Origin of the sequence: Halorussus lipolyticus (genome assembly GCF_029338375.1) — an archaeon.
Taxonomy (GTDB): domain Archaea; phylum Halobacteriota; class Halobacteria; order Halobacteriales; family Haladaptataceae; genus Halorussus; species Halorussus lipolyticus.
Genome location: NZ_CP119808.1, coordinates 108,694 through 131,528, shown reverse-complemented (window position 1 = coordinate 131,528; position 22,835 = coordinate 108,694). Strand labels below are relative to the sequence as shown.

The window sequence follows — 22,835 nt, the reverse complement described above, 5'->3', positions numbered from 1 at the left end:
TTCGTTTCTCTCGTTTTGCTCGTTTCTGTTTTCCAGTCGCTATGGGGTCAGTTACAGTTCTTAGAGACGAGAACAGTAGTCAATGGAAGCACCATCCAATGAGAGCGGTAACCGTTACTAGATTAATGAGACTAACAGCGAAGAGTCGTCTGCTCATCAAGGGGACAGTTAGTAGCGGATAATATACCCATGAAGGACCAAGGGAACAAACGCAGATCGAATCAATTAATCTTAGACAAAGTATTTAATTACATTGTCTCTGAATTACGGTTCATTAGATGTCGCTTAAGGCCAGAGAGTGGACAAACGAATTGACCGATAGATACGTCGATCTGCTAAAGAAGCTTGAGGCTATAGGTTCAGACGGTCGGTACGACACACCGAAGGATGCGCTCTTCAACGAGACGAGCATTGGTGGCGGCGAAGCGGGGACAGCCGGCGCCCATCAAGACCGTGAACTGGTAGAACTCCTGCAGAACGGTCGTGATGCTATCCAGAAGGCGGACGAGACGGGGACGCTGTACGTCGCCGTCTCACGTGAAGGCGTCCTAGTAGCCAACACCGGTGCGCCGTTCGAGCTTGAAGACGAAGAGGTTCTTGAGGACCTACGCAAGGTCAGCCGCTCAGGGAAGGAGACAGACGCAATTGGTGAGAAGGGAGTAGGCCTGACATCAGTCTGTACCATCGGAGATGCCTACGAAGTATGGACGAACCTTGAAGATGGGAATCTCGGGCGGCTCCAGTGTGGCCCTGTGAACCCAACCGCGGCCGTTCTCTCTCGGTCGACAGCGACCGACAAGCCGGCGGTGGCAGAGTACCTTGACAACTTCCGGGGGCGGCTAGCAACTGGCGACCTTGCCGAGCTCGTTGCGCCGACAGACCACACGAGCCACATCACGCCAGAAACCCTTCGCTCCGAAGACATCACGAGCCTCCCCTTCTTTTCCTATCCGCTACCACTGGAGGTGCCGGACGACCGAGCAGCACTAGATGGCTCGCTACAAAAGGTAGCAAAACAGCTGTTAACCGATGCGTCGGTGATCGTCGACGGGCCAGATATTCCGGATCAGTTCACGACGGCAGTCATCGTACACTTCGAGGACGAAGATCTTACGGCGTTCCGTTCGGCCCTCGGGGTCGAGACAGAGCGCGATGGCGACCCCAGCCGAATAGCGAACAACCTGTGGGCTCGGCTGAGCTACTCGGCCACGGCGAACGCGTACGGAGAGTCGCGAGGCGAGGTAACGCCAGAGTCACTCATCCACTTCGGGAACATCGACCAGCTCGTACTGGATCATCTTGAGGGGACCGAGCGGAAGGCCCACGAACGGTGGGATATTGATCGGTCGGACCCGGTGGCCCACACAACCGATACCGAGCGGCCGGTGCAGTCGACGTCTGTGACGGTGACGGTTGACCAGCGAGAGCAGGATTATAGTCAAGGACAGGGCCAAGAGCGGGTCCAGCAGACCTACGACCTGTTCCACTGGATAGAGGGACACGAACCCATCGTTCCGAAGAACCTGCTAACTACAGAGCAACGTCGATCGACAGATGATGAACAGGAAGTAGACGTCCAACCACGAATCCTCGTCCCGACGGATAACGAGCCGCCAGCCTGGCTGGCTGACAAGAATCTGCAGACAGTTCTCGAAGGTACCGCACTCGATGGCGTCGGGCCGGAGTCTCACGCCTACCCGCCGTATCTCTACTACCCGATTACGGGTGCCTCGAGGCAATTCCCATTCTGCCTGCATGCGAACGTGGAGGTCTCAAAAGATCGAGAGAAACTCTACTCTGACTCAGACCAGTACAACGCGTTCATCCTAGACCACTGTGCGACACTCATTGGCGACGTCGCGACCGTGCTTGCTCGCCGGGATAGACGCGCAGGTGATTCTGGAACCGTGAACAGCCCGTGGAACCTCCTTCCGCCGACGCCTGCAGGTGATGATGACGTGACGCTCACGGACATCATCAACGACGAGATCCGACTCGACGAGGCCGAGATTGGCCTGCTAGACCTATTCTCTCGGGCCGTATACAACCAGTTGGGCGAACGGCCGTGCCTGCCCACGGCGAGAATCAACGACTCCGACACACCGGCGACGGCAGTCACCGAGGCACTTCTGCATCCAAACCCCGAGGTGGTAGGAGCCTACGCAGCACTCTACTTAGTCAGGGAACGACTGGGCGAGTCCGTCCATAAGAGGGGTCCGACGAAGACGATGCGCCGTCTCCCCACCCTGGAAAGCCTACTTTCGTTCCTCCGGTGGAGTGTGCACGGCGATCTTGACACCGTCGACTGGTCTAAACGGTATCGCTATCTTCTAGAGGAAGCACCGCCGTCAGCGACAGACGAGACAGAGCGACTCCGCTCGCTCGTACAGGCCTGGACTACCCAGCTCTCACAACACCTAACAAGTCCGGACACACGTATCGTCGTACCGTCGACGATCGGGCAGCAACTCTTCATCGGGTCAGTTACGCTCGTGGATGCATACGCCAATAGCAAAGAGAAGGACATCGCGAAGATTCTAGATGACGAGTTCGACATCGCAGATGCTGGCGTCCACATCCTTCCGTGCTCCTATCGGTCGGAGGACACTGACGAGGGACATGTCCAGCTGGTCCCAGTAGAGTCCCACGGCGAGGGTGGCAACGTGACGGAGACATACACACGAACGGTGTTCTGGAGGGGTGATGATGCGCCTGAGACGGAGTTACGTATCCCTCCGGACAATATCGGCCTCAGCGTGTTCGTCATCGACGAATCGATTTCCGAAGATTCCCGGTGCAGTAGCATTCTCTCAGAGGCGGGGAACGACTGGGGAATCGTCCAGCTACGATCGTACCCACAATACGTGCGCGAACTCCTCGGATCGACCCGACGCCAGCAGGGGCGAACAGACGAGTGCGATGCCTCCAATAAAGCGCTCTCGGACGACGCCCTGAGCTTCTTCGCGGCAGCCGTCGCCGGCCAGGAGCGAGAGCGCCTCGTTCCAACGGAGGGAGCGTACCTCGCTCACGACAACGTCCATAAACACACCCACAACTCCGAGCGCAAGCGGAACCTCCTGAATCGACTTGCGGTAAGACGGAACCAGCTGCAGTCGGACCTCCTCAACCAGGCCGGTGAGACCGATCACCGTATCGCCGACATTCGCCTGCCACCGAGTTGGCAGGCACTCCGGGAGACCGACGAGCAGGTCGACACCTGGGGGGAACTGCCGTCAGAGTTGGACGAGCAGCCTACGACCTCGGCCGAACCGGTAAATGCCAGGCCGATCGTCCGCCCGCCAGACGACAATCGCTGGCAGTTCCTTGCCGAACGGGATATCTCCCCCACCACGACAGCAAAGCTTCTTGGCATCCTCGGTCTCTCAGCATTCCCGGAAGTGGAGGCCCTTGCACAGACAGAAACGCCTGGGAAGGGACGCGATCATTGGAACCCACTCAAGTGGAACCTGAGCGATGCTCAAGCTGAGGTCGACATGGAAACGGTTTCGAGTCTCCGGGCAACGTTGCAGCAGGTCATCAGCCGGACAGCCATCGGAACCCGTGGTGAGGATAGTGGGTCATATCTTGACTTAATCACCGCACCGGAGTTCGGTCCGCAGTCGACCGCCGGCCACAGCGATCAGTGCTCAGTTAAAGGACTCCGTGGTCGGTATACCAGTAGCGAACTCGGCATCGCACCGTCAACTGTCGTGGATGGGCTTGACAGCCGCAACGTCGCCTTGGAGTCGTGGACTTGGATATCTACCGAGGACTCGGACAATCCCTTCGCCCGACTTGGCGTGGAGTACGTCTGTGACGTCCTCGCCACCTACGGGGACAACCTCAAGCAGTCGATTCTGACCACGGGGTGGTCATGTCGTGACAACCACGGCGGGCGCCACGGCTGGACCGACACGGTCCCAACATTGCTTAACTGGCAACTCCGCGCGGCACCGATGTGGGGTCAGCATAGCGCCTTCCAGGCACCGAGCTGGTGGTCCGATGACTCCATCCTCTGGGCGGTCGAGCGTGCAGGCGAGGGGTCACAGACAGGCAATTGGCTCCCGACGGTCGACGTTGGGGCGACCGAGATCGACATCCAAGTCTGGCGGACGCTCGGCATCAAGCCGCTCGAAGAGTTGTCTGCCACCGAGGCAGCGCTCCGCCTCCAGAAGATCCAGGAGGAACTTGCTGCAACGCCGTTGGTATCCAATCAGGACGAGCCCATTGCGCTCAAGGAGTTGGCCACCGACGGCATCGCCGATGGTTGGAAGACCGTCTACTCACGCCTCATTACACCGATCGCCGACTACCTCGATCGTGATGACTCAGCACTCGGTGAACTTCCCTTCCTCACCCACTTCCCAGTCAAAGCCGGCGATCAGTGGGCGTCGGTACCGGTCGAGCTTGTTCGTGATCAAGAAACTTACTGGTTCAGCGACAGCCAGCAACTCCCTTGGGAAGATCGCGACGGCTCCTGGGAAGGTCCGTGGGTCGTGGAGACGCCGACTGTCGGCCGAGGGGCAGCCCTCGCATCAGCACTCGACTGCGAATTCCGGACACAAGCCAGCGACCGACCACAGCTATCGGTAGACCAACTCAATTCAGGGGCTAATCCCGAAATGGACGAGCGTCTCGCCACGAAACTGCGTAGTCGGCGGCCGCTCATCCTCGCCGCGTTGAGTGCGGAGACTAGCGAAACGTTCCAACCTGACCACCGCGAAGACCTGGAGGTCGCGATTGACCACATCCGGAGCGTTCCAGAAGAGATGTTCGAGCGCTACCGTGAGCGATTTTCGCTACAAGATTCCCGATTCGGTGAACATTCTGCCGTCTACCCACTTGACGAGAACAAGACTGGGACCGAAAGCACCCAGTACGGACTTGCCTACAACGTGGCATCCGTCGATGATGAAGGTCCAGATCCAACGGTCTTCACCGAGGCACTCCAGGTACTGTTCGAGCGCTCGCGTTCGACATACCTCCGGCTCGCCCTCGCCGGCGAGGAGGAAGTACTCGATGCAGACCTCGATGTTGATGCCGTCCGACGCACAATTGGACAAGGATCGGCTGACGCGCTCCGGTCGGACATCGAGGCAACGGTAGCCCTCCTGGACACAATTGGCGCGTCGCTCGACATTGACCAGATACTGACCTCCCTCGACGACCGTCTCGCCGAGACGGAGACAGATGCCTACACTATCCGGATGAACATCCGGCAGGCTATCGGTGAGCAAACGACCGACTTTGATACCATGGAGTCCCTTATCGACGCGACGCAGTCGGCTCCAGAACCGGTTATCGAGATGATCCAAACCTTGCTCTCCGACCGGGCTGCTCTATCGGAGGAATGTCCCTGTACCGCCCTGTCGAAGACTATCGACCTGGAAACGTTCGTCACGTGGGCCAGCAACTATCATCCGGCGTTTGAGGACCACCACCCTCTGTCAAAGGAGCAAGCACATCGTCTAGAAACTGTTAGCCGAGTTTGGTGGAACGCCGACAAAGAGACCCGCTGGACCGACCTCCAAGACATCCAAGTATGGCGAAAAGAGACACGCCAGCAACCGTCCGAGTGGTCCTGGACCAGCCCACCGTTTGCACATCGTCTTATCGAGACTGAGAAGACCGGCGAGGACGACTGCTGGCTCACACTCAGTCCTGCAGCCTTAGACGACCTCTGTGAGGCCGTTCTCACCGCTATCTTTGACAACGGAACTCCCGATGCTGGACTGGAGGATGGGAACAGAACCAGCAACCAAGTCCTCCGTGGATCACTCAGGCAGTATCTCAAGACAGGGGAGTTCCCGGACCGTCATAGCTCGCCGTCCGAAGAAGAAACGCACACTCAAAAGGTGCGAGAACAGGCCTTTGAGACGATTCAAGCCGCGCCAATACAGTTCGCCGACGACGCCAACAGCGACGTGTCCGGCCGCATCCAGTCCCGAGATGCCGAATATGGAAGCGGCGGTAGCAGCGATCTTACCGACCGCCCCGAGTTCGCTGAGGAGGTCATCTTTGCCTCCATCTGCGGCCAGCTCAAGGCTTGGACCGAGGAAACCGACGACTGGCAGCATCGACTAGGTAGGCATCTTGAGTCGATCGTCGATGAGTCGAGTTCCTGTCCCTGGCACAACCCCGGTCGCTGCCGCGATATCGACCGTCTGGAGCGAACACCCGAACAACTCGCCCGGCAACTTCTCGACTCTATCAAGACCGGTCGGACGTCCCGGTCCGATGACGCGCCTCGCCTCACCTTCGTCGCCGCTGATGAGCGTGGTCCGGGGTACGACATCCTCGATATTACGGGCCGAGTCGCCGGGACAGCTAGCGATGAGGCCATCCAACCGACCCCGATCGAGGTGAAGGCCGTGACCGGCGACTCACCCTACACCGTCCGCTTCACAGTCAACGAGTTCCGACGGGCGCTAACGTTCGTCCGAAACGATGTTCCGTACCGCATCCAGCTAGTCCGCATTGAAGGCAACGACATTGACTTACTCGATGCTACGTCGATCACGCCGGCGCCAGGCGTAACATTCCGGACGCCAGCCGACCTCTATGCATACCTTCCGAACTTGGACCTGCCGGTGGCCAAGGATGTGCCGGACGATGCCGTCGGCAGCATTATCGCCAACACTCTAGAGCGGACAATCCGTGGGGGCTATCTCCGCATCACGTTCGACTGAGAGTCAATATTCAGGAATCTACTCAACCATAGAACGAAGCTCAGATTCGATCATAGAGTACTCACTCGCGTCCCATTCAAATCGCTCTTCAACGCCAGCATCGGTGAATCGAAGTGACGCACGAATACTACGATCAGGACTGTGTTGCAAAAGAGCCAGCGCGTACGCAAGCATCTGGGGACGATAGTGATCAGCTAGCTCAGCAGTCGAGGTCGACGAGAGGTCGTTTGTCTTGTAGTCAATGATGTGGTAGGCGTCTGGAGTAACGAGCAGTCGGTCGATATCACCGACAATCTGCGACTTACCAAGTCGGGCGACGACAGAGAACTCGTCGTAGGTCGCTTGGGGTTGGACATCCGCTTCAACCTGATCCACAAATTCGACGGCATCAGCGGCATGTTCCACGGCATCGCGGAGATCCCCCTCGGTTGGCTCCTCACCGGCCATCTGACTCAGACGACGAACGAGTGTTGGCCACTCGTCTCTCGGCGGCCGGAGTTCGTTGATTCGATGCACAACAGTCCCAAACATCGTCGGGCTTAGTCCGGATGACTCACCGCTTTGCGTGTAGCTGTGACCATCCTCAGAGGTGTCTGCAACCTCATTCACGAGGGTCGTCGCAGCGACCCGTTTCGCCGGCGTCGGAGCTGGTGGTGTAGGAATCGATATCTCCGGTGTCGAATCCGCAGTATCGTCGTCGGTTTTCCAATCTACTGGACGCGGAGGCTTACGTACCGTGTAGCTGGCCGCCCCGATCTGTCCATGAGCTTGTCCCTCCCGAATCGCTCGGTCGACGAGATTTCCATCAAGGAGGACCGGCTGAAGGTAATCTCGCCACCGATCTGCCTCGTCGAAGGCTTCCGGCTCACCGAGTTCGATGGCTCCCGATTCGTCCACATCGATTTCGTGTGTTCCACAGAGAAGGAGGTGATCTCGCGTTCTTGTACACGCAACGTAGAGGAGCCGTTTCGATTCCGCTCGCTCTTGGGGGAGTGACTGTCGATCAGCGTATTCGTGAACAGCTGTCTTCTCGATCGAGAACGCATCATTCGGATTCGGACCACCAACGGCCGGGATCGGAGGTGCGTCATCAGTTCCCCCCACGAGACGGACGTACCCGTGGTCGTCGATGGACTGACCGAAGTTGAGACTACTCCCGATGTCGGGAACTGTGACGATCGGGAACTCCAAGCCCTTCGCAGAATGAATCGTCATGATTCGAACGCCCTCGGCGTCTCCGGGGATGTCGGCCTCCCCCTCACGGGGATCGATTTCGGCTTGTCGGTCGATACGGTGGAGTAACCCAGCAGCGGTGTGAACGCCGTTTTCGCTCCAAGTCCGCACCTGATCGCGGAACTTCTCGACGTTCGCGACGGCCTGACGACCACGTTCGTCAGCACTCACGCTGGCCAGATATCCAGTGTCGTCAATCACCCGTGACAGTAGCCGATTCCACGGAAGTACACCGTCCTCGGGCGGCGTCGCACAGCCGCTGAGCGTCCGCCACGTCGACAAGAGGTCGAACGCATCTGCCAGCTGTAGATCGTCCGTCTCAGCGAGTGCCTCCCAGACCGAGTCGGCGTCCGCAACTACCGGTGCGAGGCGATCATCAGTGAACCCAAACAACGGCGACCGGAGGACGCCGTAGAGAGAGACATCGTCCCGTGGATCTCCGAGAACTCGAAGCAGGTTCGTAAGTGCCTGCACCTCAGGCGTATCGTAGAACCCGACCCCGCCGACGACGGTATAGGGGATGTCGTACTCCTCAAGGGCCCGTTGATACCGGTCGAGGTGGGTTCGTCGGCGGAGGAGTATCGCCACGTCGTCGGGCGTGGCTTCGCGATGGGCTCCCGTGTCTGGATCCTGTATCATCGGCGGATTGTCGAACAGCTGCGTTAACCGAGCGGCAAGACCTTGTGCTTCAGCCTCGATGGTGTGGTCAAGTGCCCCCGCTACAACGGGATGGTCCGCACCGAACAACGCTTCAGCGGTCTCTGCATCGTCCGGCACGGCGAGATACTCGACACTCCCTGTCAGGCCCTCGATTTCCTCCACTCGACCACGCTCCGTGGTGAGTTCCTGTGGAGATGCCTCGAAGGGGGCGTGATCATCGCCCTCCGGCCGGAACAGGTGTCCGAAGAGTTCGTTGAGGAACGAGAGTGGGGTATCCAACGTTCGGAAGTTCCCCGAGAGTTCGAGCTCAGTCGGGCTTTCAGCCTCGCTATCGGGAACAGTATCAACACCTTGGGCCGCATTGACCGCTTGGAGTTCGTCACGGGCCGCACCAAACGTCGTCACATCTGCTCCCCGGAACCCGTAGATGCTCTGTTTCTCGTCACCGACGAGGAAGACATTCGACGAAGTCTCCTGGTCGACGCCGGTGAGGAGTTTCACGAGTTCCCACTGACGGGGATCCGTGTCCTGGAACTCGTCGACCATCACAGCTGTGAACTGGTCTCGAAGCCGCTCGGTCACGACCTCGTTGGTCCGAAGGAACTGCAGTGTAGTCTCAATCACGTCGGGGAAATCCAACGTATCTCGACGCTCTTTCTCGGCATCGTATGCTGCCAACACATCGTCAAACACGCGAAGCAGGGCGAGCGCATAGTGGGCACTATTCGCTTCGAGTTCACCGGGCGTGGTCGCGAGCGCCTCCTCATGGGGTTCGACCGCAGCGATAACCGTATTGATCACGTCCTTCAGGTCGTCATAGACGTCGCCGTACTCATTCCACTCGTCTCTGTCGCCGACGACGTAACCGGAACTACTGTACAGACCGCCGTTTTTCTTCTCACACGCTTCATAGAGGGCGAGAATTGCCTGCTGGCAGGTACGGGAGTCACTCGCGGCAGGATCATCGGGGAGTTGCTCGACGACATCCTCAAGTGTTCGATAGGCTCGAAGGCCGTCGTCGTCGGAGATCGTCGCCTTGCGGTCTACGCGCCCGGTTATCGTTCGCAACTGATTCAGAAGTCCGTCCTCATACAGGGTCTCGCGAGCGTCAGCAGCGTCCAACTCACAGATAACCTCCCATAGCACGTCGACGTACCTCTCGGCGTCAGCGTCCTCCCACGCGTCCAATACGGCCTCGCTCTGTGGCCGTTCGTCGAGCAACCCTCCGAGAATGTCGACTAGTTCATCACGTCCCCAGAGCTGAGCGAGGAGGGCGACATCTTCCTCGTCCTGGTGTCGTTCGAGGAATTCAGTAACAACTTCGCGCTGGAGTGTCGCGGCGCCGTCCTCATCGAGCACGTCGAACCCAATCGGGACCGGGGCTTCGACGGCCCGCTCTCGGAGGAGGCGGGTACAAAACGCGTGTATCGTGTGGACATAGCCGTCCTCAAGGTCGTCCAGTACGTCTCGCCAGCGGTGATACGCTGTCGGCGAGTCGACGGCTTCGAGTCGGTCGTATACTTCCTCCCGAACGCGTTCAGTCAGTTCCGCAGCTGCTTTGCGGGTGAAGGTAATCGTGGCGATATTCTCGGGAGTGAGGTCTGGATTCTCGGCCAATATCGTGACGTACCGCTCGGTCAGTGTCGTCGTTTTGCCGGTGCCAGCACCGGCTGTGATTGCGACGTTCCGGTCCTGAACGAGTGCGTCTTCCTGCTCGCCCGTCAGCTGAATGTCGTCGGCTTCCTCAGTCATCGCTCATCACCGCCTCGAGATCTGCGTCGTCCTGCACACGGAGTGGTACGTAGGTAGCGCCGTCGTCTCGAACCTCGTCGACGAACTCCCGCTTGCGATGGTGCCGGACGTCACAGGCGCGACGGTAGTCACAGTAGCGGCAGTTCGCCTCTCGTTCGGACAACAACGTCGTGTGGAACTGCCCGTTGGCAATCGCTTCGTCAATCTGTCCGAGCCAATCGGGGACGACATCGTTCAGGAACTGGCGGAGTTCCGCCTGTGAGTCGAATTTCGATTCGACACCACCGGGAATCTTGAGGTCGTTCGGCGGTCGGACCTGATAGTACGTCGCGGATAGCTCACCCTGCTCAAACAGGTCACCGTCCACGACCTCGTTCGCGGCGAGGAGATAGATGGGGAGCTGGAACTTCGTTCCGCCAGTCGTCTTCGTCATATAGGGGGCACGGCCGGTCTTGTAGTCGTAGAGTGTGAGCGCCGGTTGCTCCCCGTCATGGATGTCAACGCGGTCGATGTAGCCACGGATGGAAACTGTCGATCCATCCGGTCGTTCGACTTCGAACGGCCCAGCATCCGAATCGGGAAGACCCTCGCCAAATGGAGCCTCGAACAGGTGGGGCTTGTCGGAATTCTCTCGCGACAGTTCGTTCTTGAGGAATGTTGCGAACAGTCCCTGTTCCGGAGCGTCGTGAGGGGGTACCCCAGACAGGTAGGGAACAGCTTCATCGTCGCCTAGTCCTGCAAAGAGCTCCGCCTTCCACCGTTCGTAGAATAGGCCGTCGTATTCGAAGTCAGCGCCCCGAAGTTCCTCGTCGGCGATCTCATGGAGATGAGCCGCCAGTACGTCTTGGTCGTACTCGGTGAGGTCAACACTCCCCGCAGTCTCGTCCTGAAGATCGGCGTAGAAGCGTTCGAGGACGTCGTGGACATACGATCCAGTTTCGAGGGATGTCGGAACGACCTCAACATCGTCGGGATCCTCGATCTCGAGTACGTTGTCAGCGTAGAACTTGAAGCCACACTCGGCATATCGCTCAATTCGGCTTGCGCTGTAGGGTTCACGCTCTGACGGCGGATAGACCTCTGCAACAGTCTCCGGATTGAGTGCACCGTCGTGCTCGGAGATGTCGGCCGTGCCCCTATTAGTCGCACAGCTGAGTCCACGGTCGACTCGCCTCGTTTGCTCGGGGGAGAGGTCACCGCGGTCGCCGGCGTAGCTTACTGCGGCACGCCGATCATCTGCCGCGGCGACATGGCGTTGGAGGTCTTCACGAGAGCCGACACGGTTATCAACGCCATTTTTAGGTTCGATCCCTGTAACGCGCTGTAGTTCATCGAGCACCGGCGACCGGACGACGGCGGATTCATCGTCGCCCGTCTCCGGTGTGGTAATCGTGAGCTCGTCGACGTTCGCGAGCAGCGTCGCGAAAAGATAACGGCCTCGGAGCCGCTCATCGCTGGTGTCAAACCGTGGATGTGCATCCGTCATTTCCTCGAAGAAAGCGGGCCGTTCCGGTGTCACCGGGAAGTGCTCGCTCGTCATCCCCACGAGATAGACTTTCTCGAACGAACGCATCCGGGCGTCAAGCAACCCCATCACTTCGACGTGACCGCCAGCAGCGCTCTGTGGAACCCGAATCGGCACGCCATCGAAGGCGCGAGTGAACAGTGACAACGGGGGGAGGTCGCTATTGACGGCTTCCAGCGACTCGAACGAGGAAAGGACCTCATCCACGAGATCGTAAGCCCGTTGTTCAATAGCTTTCTCAGCGCCGCTGGCATAGTCCTCTGACGCTGTCTCCATGTCAAATTGGTCGTCCAACAGCCAGCGTAGCGTCTCGGTCGCGTCTCCGATGTCTTCTGCCCGGAGTACCTCCAGTGTGGCCAGCAGTTCCTCAACTAGTGCCTCCGTCTCGTCGTCGATATCATCTAGCAAGGGCGAAATCGAAACCGTATCCCGCTGGCGGGCGGCAGCCGTGATGGCGTTGACCTGGTCGGCATCGACGACGTTGACCAGCGGATTTGCAAGCAACGATGTGAGGTCCTCGGCACGCGGGTCTGGTTCGGCGAGATTCAGTAGATCGTGAACGACACTCCCGGTGAAGGTTCGATTCAGCTGTGAGGCGGCAGTTGTAACGTGCGGGATATTGAACGTATCGAACGTGTCCTCGACATAGCCTGAATACGCCTCGGTACTTGGGATGACGACGGCAAGATTGTCAGGATCACGCCCGTTGGCTAACTCGGTTCGGAGTTGGCGGGCCACGAAGCGAATCTCACGCTCCGGTGTGGGAAGTTCCCGCCATCGGAGGGTGTCAGGGACTGGGATGGCGTCGGGGTTCGGTCGATAAAGAGCATCGGTGATTATTCCGAAGGCTCTCCCAGCATCATCGACCGGGTCCAGTTCTACTGTCTCGAAGTCCAGCGATTCATAGACATCCAGGGCGTCGGTTGCGACGGCATCGACCCCGCTCCGGCCACCCTGATGGAGCGGAAGTAGTGCGACCATCGGGAATTCGTTGACGAAGCGTTCGATGAGGCGGCGTTCAGCGGAGCGGAACTCGTGATATCCTGAGAGAATGACGACATCCAGTTCTGGAAAGACTGCTGATAACGACTGGTCTGCCGTCGCGACGGCTTGAAACATTTCTCCTCGGGTACAGACCCACTCGTCGACGTAGTCGGTGTGGAGATCCCGGTAATGGCGGTAGGCGTCAACAGTGGCTGTCGCAATACGGTCATCAAGAGCTGAACCCTCAAACTCTGCCGCCAGCGCGTCGGCAGTCCCGACGCCAGCGTCATCGAAGAGTGAAAACCGGCTACTGAACGAGTCTGCGAGAGCAGAGGATGCGGGTTCGCCAGCGAGAGCACCCTCTGTCTCGGCTGTGGTTCTGTCGAGCGCGTACTCCGCGAGCCGGCGGCTCAGCTGCCCGGAAAGTTGTTGGACCGGACCTTGAAGATTCTCGTAACACTCTCGAACGACCGTATCAAGCGTCTCGGCACGAAGTCGGAGTGGTTCGTGCGACGCCGCCCAGCTATCCTCGACCGCACTTCGGCGAGCGTCATTCCGAGTTATGTAGAGAATACTCCCCAGCGAATCAGTTGCGATGTCATCAGCCCGCTGAAATGCTCGCTGTTCCAGTCGGGCATGCGTCGGACCAGTAAGAAGCGTTGAATCCATCGAACACTTCTGACCAAGATATCGCCCTTACTTTATTCTTACCGACATCGACATCTTAGTATACACCCCCTCTGAGAGCGAGTACAAAAGGAGAAGACGGGTCAGTCGATAGCCGCTAACACGCGGAAAATATATAGCGAACCAAACCTAGCTTAAAGGGGTTTAGAACAACTGTTCGCGTATTTTCGTGCCTTGTTCGAGTGTAGCAGCATCTATACGTTTATTAATATCCTGAATGGACTCGTCCTCCAACTCTACAAGATCGAGATACTCTCGAATGATATCGGCATAGAGCTCACGGGCGTGTTCGAGGAATCTACTGGCTAGAAATTCCGTATCTCCGATTACAATCCGGTCGTCGTCGCTTGGCGCATCCGGGAGTGATCTATCATCATGAACAACATCATTTCGATGTTCGTACAGCGTTTTGAAGAACGCTCCAATCCGTTCTGGCGACCAATCGGGTGAATTGTGGTCTGCAAGGAGAACCGCCGTCCGAACACCAAGCCGGTACCTGTTACCTCCAGGAGAACCGCCTTTCAACACGGTCGTCTCACAGCCGACGACACAGTCGACTAATTGGTCCTCAAGCGACTCCCGGCTGAACATTCGCTCAAACCGGGCTAGCGGGTTCTGAAACTTAGTATGATCGGGTGCTATGCGGCGTCGGTGAGTACTCCACAACCGGGGAATCTCTAAGGCTCGATCTTCAGCAAGATGTGTCCCAGTCGGTTCATTTGGACACTCAAATTCAAGTTCGAAGGTAACCGGTGTCGCGATACCACGATACGATTCCCAGCCCGGAACCACATGATAACCTTTCTCGAATCCGACAGTTCCCAGCGGGCACAGGAGCCGGAGACACCGACGAACGCTCGTCGCGATATACTCTATCACGTCGGTCAGCTGCTGCCAGGGATAGACGTCGGTCGGCGTGACATCGAAGTCCGGCCCTACCCATGGAGTGATCTCAGTGTTATCGATCTCCCGAGCGATTTCCTGGTAGGGTCGCCGGCGATGGAGGACGATTTCTAACGCTGCGTTTGGACTTCCTGCATCGAGTGTCTCGATCGGCTCGAGAACCCCAGTCCCCGGTGCTTCGTGAGTCGCGATTCCGACTTCTTCTAAGCGATCTAAGGGGCGAATGCGGAGTGTGTCAACCCCGTATGGCCCCAGATAATCTGGACTACCCTGGATATCTGTTTCAAGGTTGATCGTGATGTCTGACTCAATGGTGGTGTTCTTCAAACAGAGTAGGAATCGGGAATACTCTCGATCGGTGAAGCGAGGTTCGAACTGTTCGTCGAAGGCGGCAGCAAAGGCATCTTCGTCGAACTGAAACTTGCCAGCGTAATTCAACACAATGCCGACGAACTCGAATAACCCACGCTCGATAGATTCGATACGTTTCGATTCAGAGTAGCCATCGTCCTCGGGCGGATCCGGAAGTTCCTCGTAGATACGGGAGGCCACCTCTCCGAACTCGCCATTATACAGGTTATCGAAGACATCCGTATCTTCGAAGACATCACCAGGGACGGGAACGGAGAACTCTTCGGTGTTATCAATGAATCCTCCAGAGTTCAACCGATGAAACGTCTGCGTCGGCAGATCGACATCAACATCGCTGTACCGTTCAATGATGGCTTGGACTCTGTCCTTGATTAACAGGCGTACATCACTATCCCAATCCGGTGGCATTCTATCAGATACCACTTCAGCATCCTATTTAATTCACCAGAAATACAACTTTAGTCAGTATACGGCGGTGGACGGATTGAGCGGATTATAAATGGCCCAGTCAGAGCTACTTCCGATGGAAAACCTTGTATCTACTAGATAATGGTTCGGCGAGTCAATTACTAGACAACAAGCCAACTCACTAAACTTTCCTATGTGCCAAGTGGAGTAGCTCTTAGAGGGGCGCAGATAGATGACTTACTGTCGCGAAGTGTGGGAATGTGCATTAGTTAATTACCGTTAGACTCCTCCCAACAGCCACCGGCACCCATCATCGCAAAGTCCACATTATATCGTTCAACCTGCTCTACACACTCACTGAGTAGTCGCCCGACATTCTCATTGCCGTCTTCCGGGTCGAAATCAAGCTTAAGCCCAGGGTGAACTCCATAGATCGTATACTCCCAATCGCCCGGTAGAAAGTCGTCTGCGATCTCCTCAAAGACATCCTTTCCACAAACAAAGTGAGAAAGTCCGGATCCGTCTTCTACCTGGTCAATGAGTTTCTGGCTGAACGTGTATCGCAACGAGCGGAGAGTCTGATGGTATATGTCTTTGAAGTAGCTAATTCGAACTCCTGGCGATTTAGATCGCTTACAGTGATACATATTAATCTCTTTTTCCTCTTTTCGGAATTCAATGAAGTCAGCAATCTCATCGCCCATATCATCACAAAAGAGTGCATACTGCTCGTCTCCTCGCTGGTCCTTTAGGAAGTCAACCAACGCGGGAAAAACCGTCTCGGTTGGTCTTTCATCCCATAATTCAGAAATATCCTTGTCTCGCTCTTCGTCTGTTTCCCACCACTCTGGCTTTTCAGTCGCATCAACCTCAATATATTCTGGCCAGTTTGGTTGGATCGAGGCTTTCAGGGTGGCCGGGTCAAAATCTGCAAGATCAGTTTCTGCAGACGATTGTGCCCCGCTCATCACAGTCGTATTAGCATCGGTATGGAATATCGGCGGGAATTCCTTGAGGAGCTCATCGCCACACAAGATCGAATATTCTGTTTCCTCCGGCAGTCGGAATCGGTAGTCAGTAATGTCACCCGACCACTCATTTGCGGCGACATCGTAGGAGCACTCGATACAAGTGCCAAAGTTCTCGAAGGTCATGCACACATCAACTGTCTGCATCGGAGGATTTTCGGGGTCATCTAATTCAAGATCTATTCGGACAGTATGCCAGCTGTCATCGTCTGGTGTTTGCCGCTCAACTTTCGCCGTAGTTAGTGAGGGAAACGGCATAACAGCAAAGGGAGATGTTTCAAACTCGTCGATAGCTTCCCCGTGATTTCCGATACCAAGATTTCGAATTGTCGGTTCTCCATCTGCAGTAAGTTCGTCTGCTAGCGTCTCACACCAAGTTTCGAATACCGAGAGCCCAGCCTTCGAGTTTGACCAGATTGATGCTCTCGCAGTACTGATTCCTCGGGTTTTGGTGTTCGATGATTCGGAGAATCTACTATCGCCATCTTCTACGTCCGGCTCAAATGAGGCAAAGACGTGACCGTGCGTATATCGCCGTTTGTCTGAGTGGTAGACCGCACCTTGTACATCACCGCCAGTCAGAAGCTTATGTTCCGGCTGGGTACCGGAGGGGACAAGTACGTTATTCATACCTGCCGCCTTATATTTCGGCGCAGTGAGCGACTGCATCGCCTTCGAGAGTCGCTTCCCGTCTATCTGGGTCAACGCCGTATGATCCCGGAGTAACGCCGTACGAATCGTGTTCGCCCGCCGTGCATCAGAGGTGTACTCGAACAGTAACTCACTATCCGCGGGTGAGCAGTACAGATGCAGGTTATATGTCGGACTCTCTAAAATTGTATTGGTTCCCCATGTCGGAGACTCCTGAGTCGTCGTGATGCATCCCCACACGGATTCAGGGGTTGATAGAACGTGCCCGAAATCAGCGTCTGTCTCAACGACCACATCGTCTGCATCGTCGACAAGCGGCTCAAACACAGTCTCAGCAAGTGAGTAGACGGTGGCCGTTTTATACGGTCGAATATTGTCCGGGTTCACTGCCTCTAACGGCGTTGCGCCACCAATTTTGTCAGTACTATTATTTTTTATGTGCTCGGAGATCAGTTCGTCGGCGACACTTGCCCAGCCGGTATCTTCACGATACAGCTGGCGGACAGCCTCGGACATACCTTTACTCGTGAGTGTAGTATCTGTTGTGAGAATCGTCGCTGGCATTTCATCGTCGGGTTCACGAGCCAGCCGGCCAATGATTTGGAGCATCATCCGGAACGATTTGGGCGGGACATGAAACACGGCCAGCTGGAGGTTGGGCACGTCAAGTCCCTCGGCGAGTTTCTGGACGACAACCACGCCGTCGATCTCACCATCACGGAGGTCGTCAATTGTGTCCTGATTGTTGTCTGCGTCGGAGTGAATAGCTTGAATTTCTAAGTCCGTCTGTTCGCGATAAGTCTTGGCTAGGCTGTCGGCTTCCTCAATTCCGTCTGTACGAGCTAGGAGTGTTGCCTCCGCGTTTGACTCCTGCAGTGTCGTGAGCTGCTCGGCTGCCTCATTAACGAGATCCCGGTTTTGTTCAGGGATAGTTCGCAACCCGACTTTATGATAGATGCCGGCTTTGCATGCCTCTTCAATCGGATAGTGATAGATGAGTTCGCCAGGGAGAGTATCCTCTTCACGCCGAAACGGTGTGGCAGTAAAAAGTAATTGAGGCACCTCGGTGAAATTATTGAGGATTTGTTTCCAACCCGGTGCTGCTGAGTGGTGTGCCTCGTCGATCATTAAGAGGTCAAAGAAGCCGTCCGGCGGTTGTGCGGTCGGCTCCTCATCATTAGTCGCGAACTTCTCACTTACGCTGTTCGGTGTCGTCACCACAATGTCCGTGTCTTCGTACTCTTTCCAGTTACTCTTAGAAGTAAGTCGACTCTTGTGAATCCCCACTTCCGGAGCATCAATGTCACTAGAAAGTACATTCGCTTTCTTTAGCCCCTCAAGCCTCTCGAACTTATCGGAAATCTGATTTCGAACTGCTTCAGATGGGGCGACAATGAGAGCTCGGTCAACAGTGAATTCGAAGGCTGCCAGCATCATCAGCGCTGTTTTGCCGCCACCAGTTGGTAGAGAGATAATCGCAGGCTCATCACGCTGTGTCGTCCGATAGGATTTAATTGCCCAGTAGGCACCTTCTTGGCAGGTTCGAAACTGCGTCGAAGCATCTGACCGATTACCTGGGAATGTAACTTCCTCAGCGTGGTCAGAAAAGAATGAGGTCATTGTACTCGGTATTCTTCCTATTTCCCATATGTAATTTGTGAAGACACGGTCTAGTTGACACTACCTCAACACTCGTACATCCATTGAGCGCAATGTTCGGTCACTCGTAGTTGTAGTGAGGCTAAACCGGCGCAACCAGCGGTAAGGGCTAGCTTGGCGAGCCACACCAGAATAAAGGAAAGCAATCGGTTCACATCGTTACGTCTGGGACCATTTTTCATGACTACTCGCTTCATATCGAAAGAAGGCAATCAGATAGCCCGCTATATCGACAAGAAATCAGCGTCTGAGACATCGAGTTTCTTGGTAAGACGATGGAGAAACGCCGGCGCAGGATCAGTCCCACGACGGCCCTCCACAGAGTTTCAACAGTAGCCTTGACTTCGTATTGTCGTTGCGTACAGTCATTTCTCATCACCATCAACTTTGATCTGTTTCCTCGTCAGCTACGACCCGTCCACGGCGGAGCTGTCGTTTTAGGTTCCCGGAATATCAGAGTCATGGGATACGAGCATCGGTATTGAGCACGAATCGAATATGGATTGAGAATAGATTAACCAACAGGCCATCGAATCCTGTTTTGTTGGTTAACGAATAATCTGCATCAAGAGAGGTGAGTTTCGACTGGAATATCGGGAAGGTAACGATGGTAGTAAGGAGAGGGAAACCAGTGTTGCCAGTATTGCCAATAATGCCGTTATTTAAGTTCCTCTCTCACTCCACTATTGCCAGTAACGAGGAGGAAAACAGAAGCGGTCACAGTTTTAGTCTCGTAACTGTTGTCTTATCCTACTATAGCTAGCTGAGTTTTCGGTAGTACGGATTTGGTTTTATCTATACTGTATTAAGAGTATCGCTATCTAGAGAGGGTCTTTGACCCCCTCCAGTTGTTGCGAAGGTTTTACTGGCAATAGTGGAGTGTGTGTGTTTTATAAGTGAATGCGAAATTGGCAGAACTGGTTCGGGTGGTGGGTTAGTGGTGATACTGGATCCCGTGGTTTTATAATGTCTCTCGGTCTTGAGTCCATTTATGGGTCGATTTAATCGGGAATCGTTCATCATCCAGGACAAAGACGTCCTCCGAGATGATTACCAACCAGAGACCCTCGAAGAGCGGGACGAAGAACTCGACGAATACGCGGCTGCTCTCCGTCCTGTCATTCAGGGCTGGCAACCGAATAACATCTTTCTCTATGGCGTTACCGGCGTTGGGAAGACTGCTGCTACTCACGATCTTCTCGAGGAGTTACAGGAATCCGCCGAAGAGTACGACGACGTCGATCTCAACATCATTGAGCTCAACTGTACTGGCTGCACTACGTCCTACCAGGTAGCAGTCAATCTCGTGAACGAGATTCGTTCTCCTTCTCATCCTCTCACCACGGTCTCTTCTGCTCGCGAACCCATGAGTGAAACCGGGTATCAACAAAAACGTATTTTCAACGAACTTTACAACGAGCTTGAGTCAATCGGTGGGACTATTCTCGTGGTGCTTGACGAGATCGATAACATCGGCTCCGATGATGATATCCTATATGAACTCCCGCGAGCACGGTCTCAACTGGATCTCGACGTAAAGATCGGCGTCATCGGCATCTCGAACGATTTCAAGTTCCGAGAAAATCTGTCTCCGAAGGTCAAAGATACACTCTGTGAAGAGGAGATTCTCTTTCCTCCGTATGATGCGAATGAACTCCGGAATATCCTTCGACAACGTGCTGATATCGCACTTCATGATGATGTTCTTGAGTCAGATGTCATCCCGCTCTGTGCAGCGTTCTCGGCACAGGACTCCGGGTCCGCCCGGCAGGCACTCCGTCTATTACGGAAAGCTGCTGACGTCGCTGAGAGCGAGGCAATGGAAGGTGGCGAGGCGAAGATTACGGAGGAACACGTCCGGGAAGCTGAGCATCAAATTCAACGCCAGCAGGTTGTCGAGGGGATGCATTCGTTAACTCGCCAAGGTCAATACGTGCTACTGACTGTATGTCAGCTAGCTGCTGAAGGCGAGACTCCTGAACGCACGAAGTTAATCTATCAACGGTATCAGAAGATACTCCGGAACCATGGGAGTGACCCGCTGAAACGACGGCGAGTCCATGATCATCTCTCAGATTTGAGCTTGCACGGCATCTTACGGCTCGTCGATTCGACTAGTGGGCGTGGCAACTACAACGAGTACGAGCTGGATGTTTCACTTTCATCTGCCTTGGATGCGCTCGAGAGTGAGTTTGGAGAGCTCACTGAGATTCGTGAAACCGCAAAGAGGCACCAAGTTCTGGACTAAGAGAGAAACCATCGGAACCAGTACTGCCAGTATCCTCTCCACTTTTGCCAGTAAAACGCTGACCGGTAGTGCCAGTTTGTCCAGTATCCTCTCCGGTATTGCCAGTAATCTCTGTCTTCTAATTAATCCGATTGATTAGCTCAGAACCATCGTTGCCAATTTCATCATACAGTATCTTGCCCTCCGATTTTACTGGCAATAGTGAAGTGTCAGACTGGTTTAATATGAATTACATCTACACAAACTATGGTAATCTCCGGGGAACTACTCATTCGGATTGACCGGTCCTTTGTATTTTGATTTAGTTTTGCCTCCGTCCCGCCACTGCCAGTAGTAGTACCGATTGTCGTTGATCTCCTTTACTGTGATTGTCGCCTTTGACGGGACGCCATCTGGGAGGTCGTCCGGCCGTTCTTCGATCTCATCCTCATTCTCTTTCTCGGCAAGACGCTCTTTACGCTCACGGTATTCAGCAAGTTCCTCTGCGTAGCTGGCGACGTGACGAAGGAGCTCGGGCGAGTAGTCATTGAGGGTATCGCCGATGTCGGTGGGGAGTTCAGCTGGGGGTGTCGGTGGCTCGTAGGACATGGTGGCCCACTCTGTGTTAACCAACATGGGGCGGAAAGAGCATATCTTTGTTGGTTAAACCAGTCTCAGGGATTTTCCGTCAACTCAATGCACCGGCTGTAACATTGCTCGAAACTCCATTATAAACGAGTTTCGTACAATGTTACAGAGCATCGAACTTGAAGTCCTTACTTAGCTGAACACGGCGATATGATTACCGAGTCCGTAGCGACGTTCGACCACAGCGCGAGTTATTTCGGTTAAGACTCAGTCGATCTCGTCACAGAGACACTCGTGACTCTGTCGAGACCGTCCGTTGATGTAAGCGTGAATTTCGCTGGCGAGTGCGTACATTGCTTCAGCACGATCTGCTGAGGCAAGGCCATCCTGATAGTACGTCTTTGCTCGGTGATCACGCCACAGATCGGCAAGATCCTCCGCCATCGTTTCAGAAAAGATGCCTCTTGTCGCCGCCTCTCGGTAGACACCAGGATGAGTACCCGGTAGATCATCCGGTTGCATTGTTCCTCGCTCGAGTAGTCGGAACTCAACTGACCGTTCGATGGCGACAAAGGAGGCCTCGATAACAAGCGTGTAATAATTCGCCTCACGGAGTGCTTCGGCGCCAGCGAGCAACCGACAGGCTTTCCGCAACTGGAGGAGTGCTGCGTCCTCCACATCGAGTCCGGATTCAATCTCAGTTGGGCGGCGGTCGAACGCGGCTTGCACCTCGTTGATGAGTTGCTCGATTTGTGTACTACTCATTAGCAACCACCGATTTTCTGATTGATTGAAGCTGGTCGCTTCCGTATACTGTAATCCCTTCAGCGAAAATCTCGCGAAGTTTCGCTCCGGCCCTGCGTGCACTCTCCACAGATTCGACGTATGGCTCGAACTCAAACCGGTCTCCATCGAAGCGTTGGGTTTGTAGATCAGCAACGACGTCCGTGATGATGCGTCGAGCGGTCGTCCGGTTTCCTTCGACTACGACGAAGAGGTCGATGTCGCTCTGGCGATCAGCGTCTCCACGGGCGACACTTCCGAAGACAACGATGCCGAGAAGTTCGCTGATGTCATCAGTATCGGCGAATGCCTCTTGGGTGTGTTCGATGAATGTCCGAATCGGGGTGTGGAACTCTGATTGTTCGATGGCGAGTATCGGGTCGTCTTTCTGGAGTCGATTCAGGTTGATCGCGACGTAGTTGCGCTGTGGTGTCTCTCGAATCCGGACAGCCCCGATACTGTCAAGGAGGTCGACTGCTCGCCAGACGGTTGAGCGGGTGACGTCGGTCGCATCCACAAGTTCCGGTATTGTGAACTCTGTCTCGTGAGCGTCGGCCAGCAGTCGGAGAATATCGTCTGCGGCCCCGATGCGGAAGATACCGGCATCTGTATCTGGATACGCATCAATGCAGATCGTTATATCTCGTTTTGCCATATCAGACACTATCTGATTTTGTGCAACAGCA

The 22,835-nt window shown here is 55.4% G+C and carries 9 protein-coding genes and 1 pseudogene; 2 read left to right on the top strand and 8 right to left on the bottom strand.

The features are described 5' to 3' along the window. Positions 1-278: 278 nt before the first annotated feature. Positions 279-6,689, top strand: coding sequence for a sacsin N-terminal ATP-binding-like domain-containing protein (locus P2T57_RS20275; RefSeq protein ID WP_276302718.1), 6,411 nt, complete (start codon positions 279-281; stop codon positions 6,687-6,689). A gap of 18 nt (positions 6,690-6,707) precedes the next feature. Here P2T57_RS20275 and P2T57_RS20270 read toward each other — a convergent pair whose 3' ends face one another. The 5 genes and pseudogenes from P2T57_RS20270 to P2T57_RS20250 form a co-directional block, all read right to left on the bottom strand. Then, complete coding sequence (locus P2T57_RS20270; protein WP_276302717.1) at positions 6,708-10,334, bottom strand: UvrD-helicase domain-containing protein; 3,627 nt, start codon at positions 10,332-10,334, stop codon at positions 6,708-6,710. After that, entirely contained in the window at positions 10,327-13,512 is a 3,186-nt protein-coding gene (locus tag P2T57_RS20265) for a PD-(D/E)XK nuclease family protein (RefSeq protein WP_276302716.1), read from the bottom strand. Before P2T57_RS20265 ends, P2T57_RS20270 begins: the two co-directional genes overlap by 8 nt. A 162-nt stretch (positions 13,513-13,674) precedes the next feature. Next, positions 13,675-15,213 carry a hypothetical protein gene (locus P2T57_RS20260; RefSeq protein ID WP_276302715.1) on the bottom strand — a complete coding sequence of 513 codons (1,539 nt, stop codon included), beginning with the start codon at positions 15,211-15,213 and terminating at the stop codon, positions 13,675-13,677. 269 nt (positions 15,214-15,482) lie between these two features. Further along, the gene (locus P2T57_RS20255) at positions 15,483-18,512 is read right to left on the bottom strand and encodes a DEAD/DEAH box helicase (RefSeq protein ID WP_276302714.1); all 3,030 of its coding nucleotides are present in this window, start codon (positions 18,510-18,512) and stop codon (positions 15,483-15,485) included. A gap of 255 nt (positions 18,513-18,767) precedes the next feature. Further along, positions 18,768-18,865 (bottom strand): annotated as a pseudogene (locus P2T57_RS20250) (IS6 family transposase); the annotation flags it as partial. A gap of 677 nt (positions 18,866-19,542) precedes the next feature. Here P2T57_RS20250 and P2T57_RS20245 point away from each other — a divergent pair. After that, the gene (locus tag P2T57_RS20245) at positions 19,543-20,799 is read left to right on the top strand and encodes an orc1/cdc6 family replication initiation protein (RefSeq protein ID WP_276302713.1); all 1,257 of its coding nucleotides are present in this window, start codon (positions 19,543-19,545) and stop codon (positions 20,797-20,799) included. Between the two features lie 264 nt (positions 20,800-21,063). Here the strand turns inward: P2T57_RS20245 and P2T57_RS20240 are convergent, their stop codons facing one another. The 3 genes from P2T57_RS20240 to P2T57_RS20230 form a co-directional block, all read right to left on the bottom strand. After that, entirely contained in the window at positions 21,064-21,387 is a 324-nt protein-coding gene (locus P2T57_RS20240; RefSeq protein WP_276302712.1) for a DUF6788 family protein, read from the bottom strand. 246 nt (positions 21,388-21,633) lie between these two features. Further along, positions 21,634-22,131 (bottom strand): DUF8154 family protein, encoded by a 498-nt coding sequence (locus tag P2T57_RS20235; protein WP_276302711.1) that lies wholly within the window; start codon positions 22,129-22,131, stop codon positions 21,634-21,636. After that, positions 22,124-22,804 carry a nucleotidyltransferase domain-containing protein gene (locus P2T57_RS20230; RefSeq protein ID WP_276302710.1) on the bottom strand — a complete coding sequence of 227 codons (681 nt, stop codon included), beginning with the start codon at positions 22,802-22,804 and terminating at the stop codon, positions 22,124-22,126. Before P2T57_RS20230 ends, P2T57_RS20235 begins: the two co-directional genes overlap by 8 nt. Positions 22,805-22,835 lie beyond the last annotated feature (31 nt).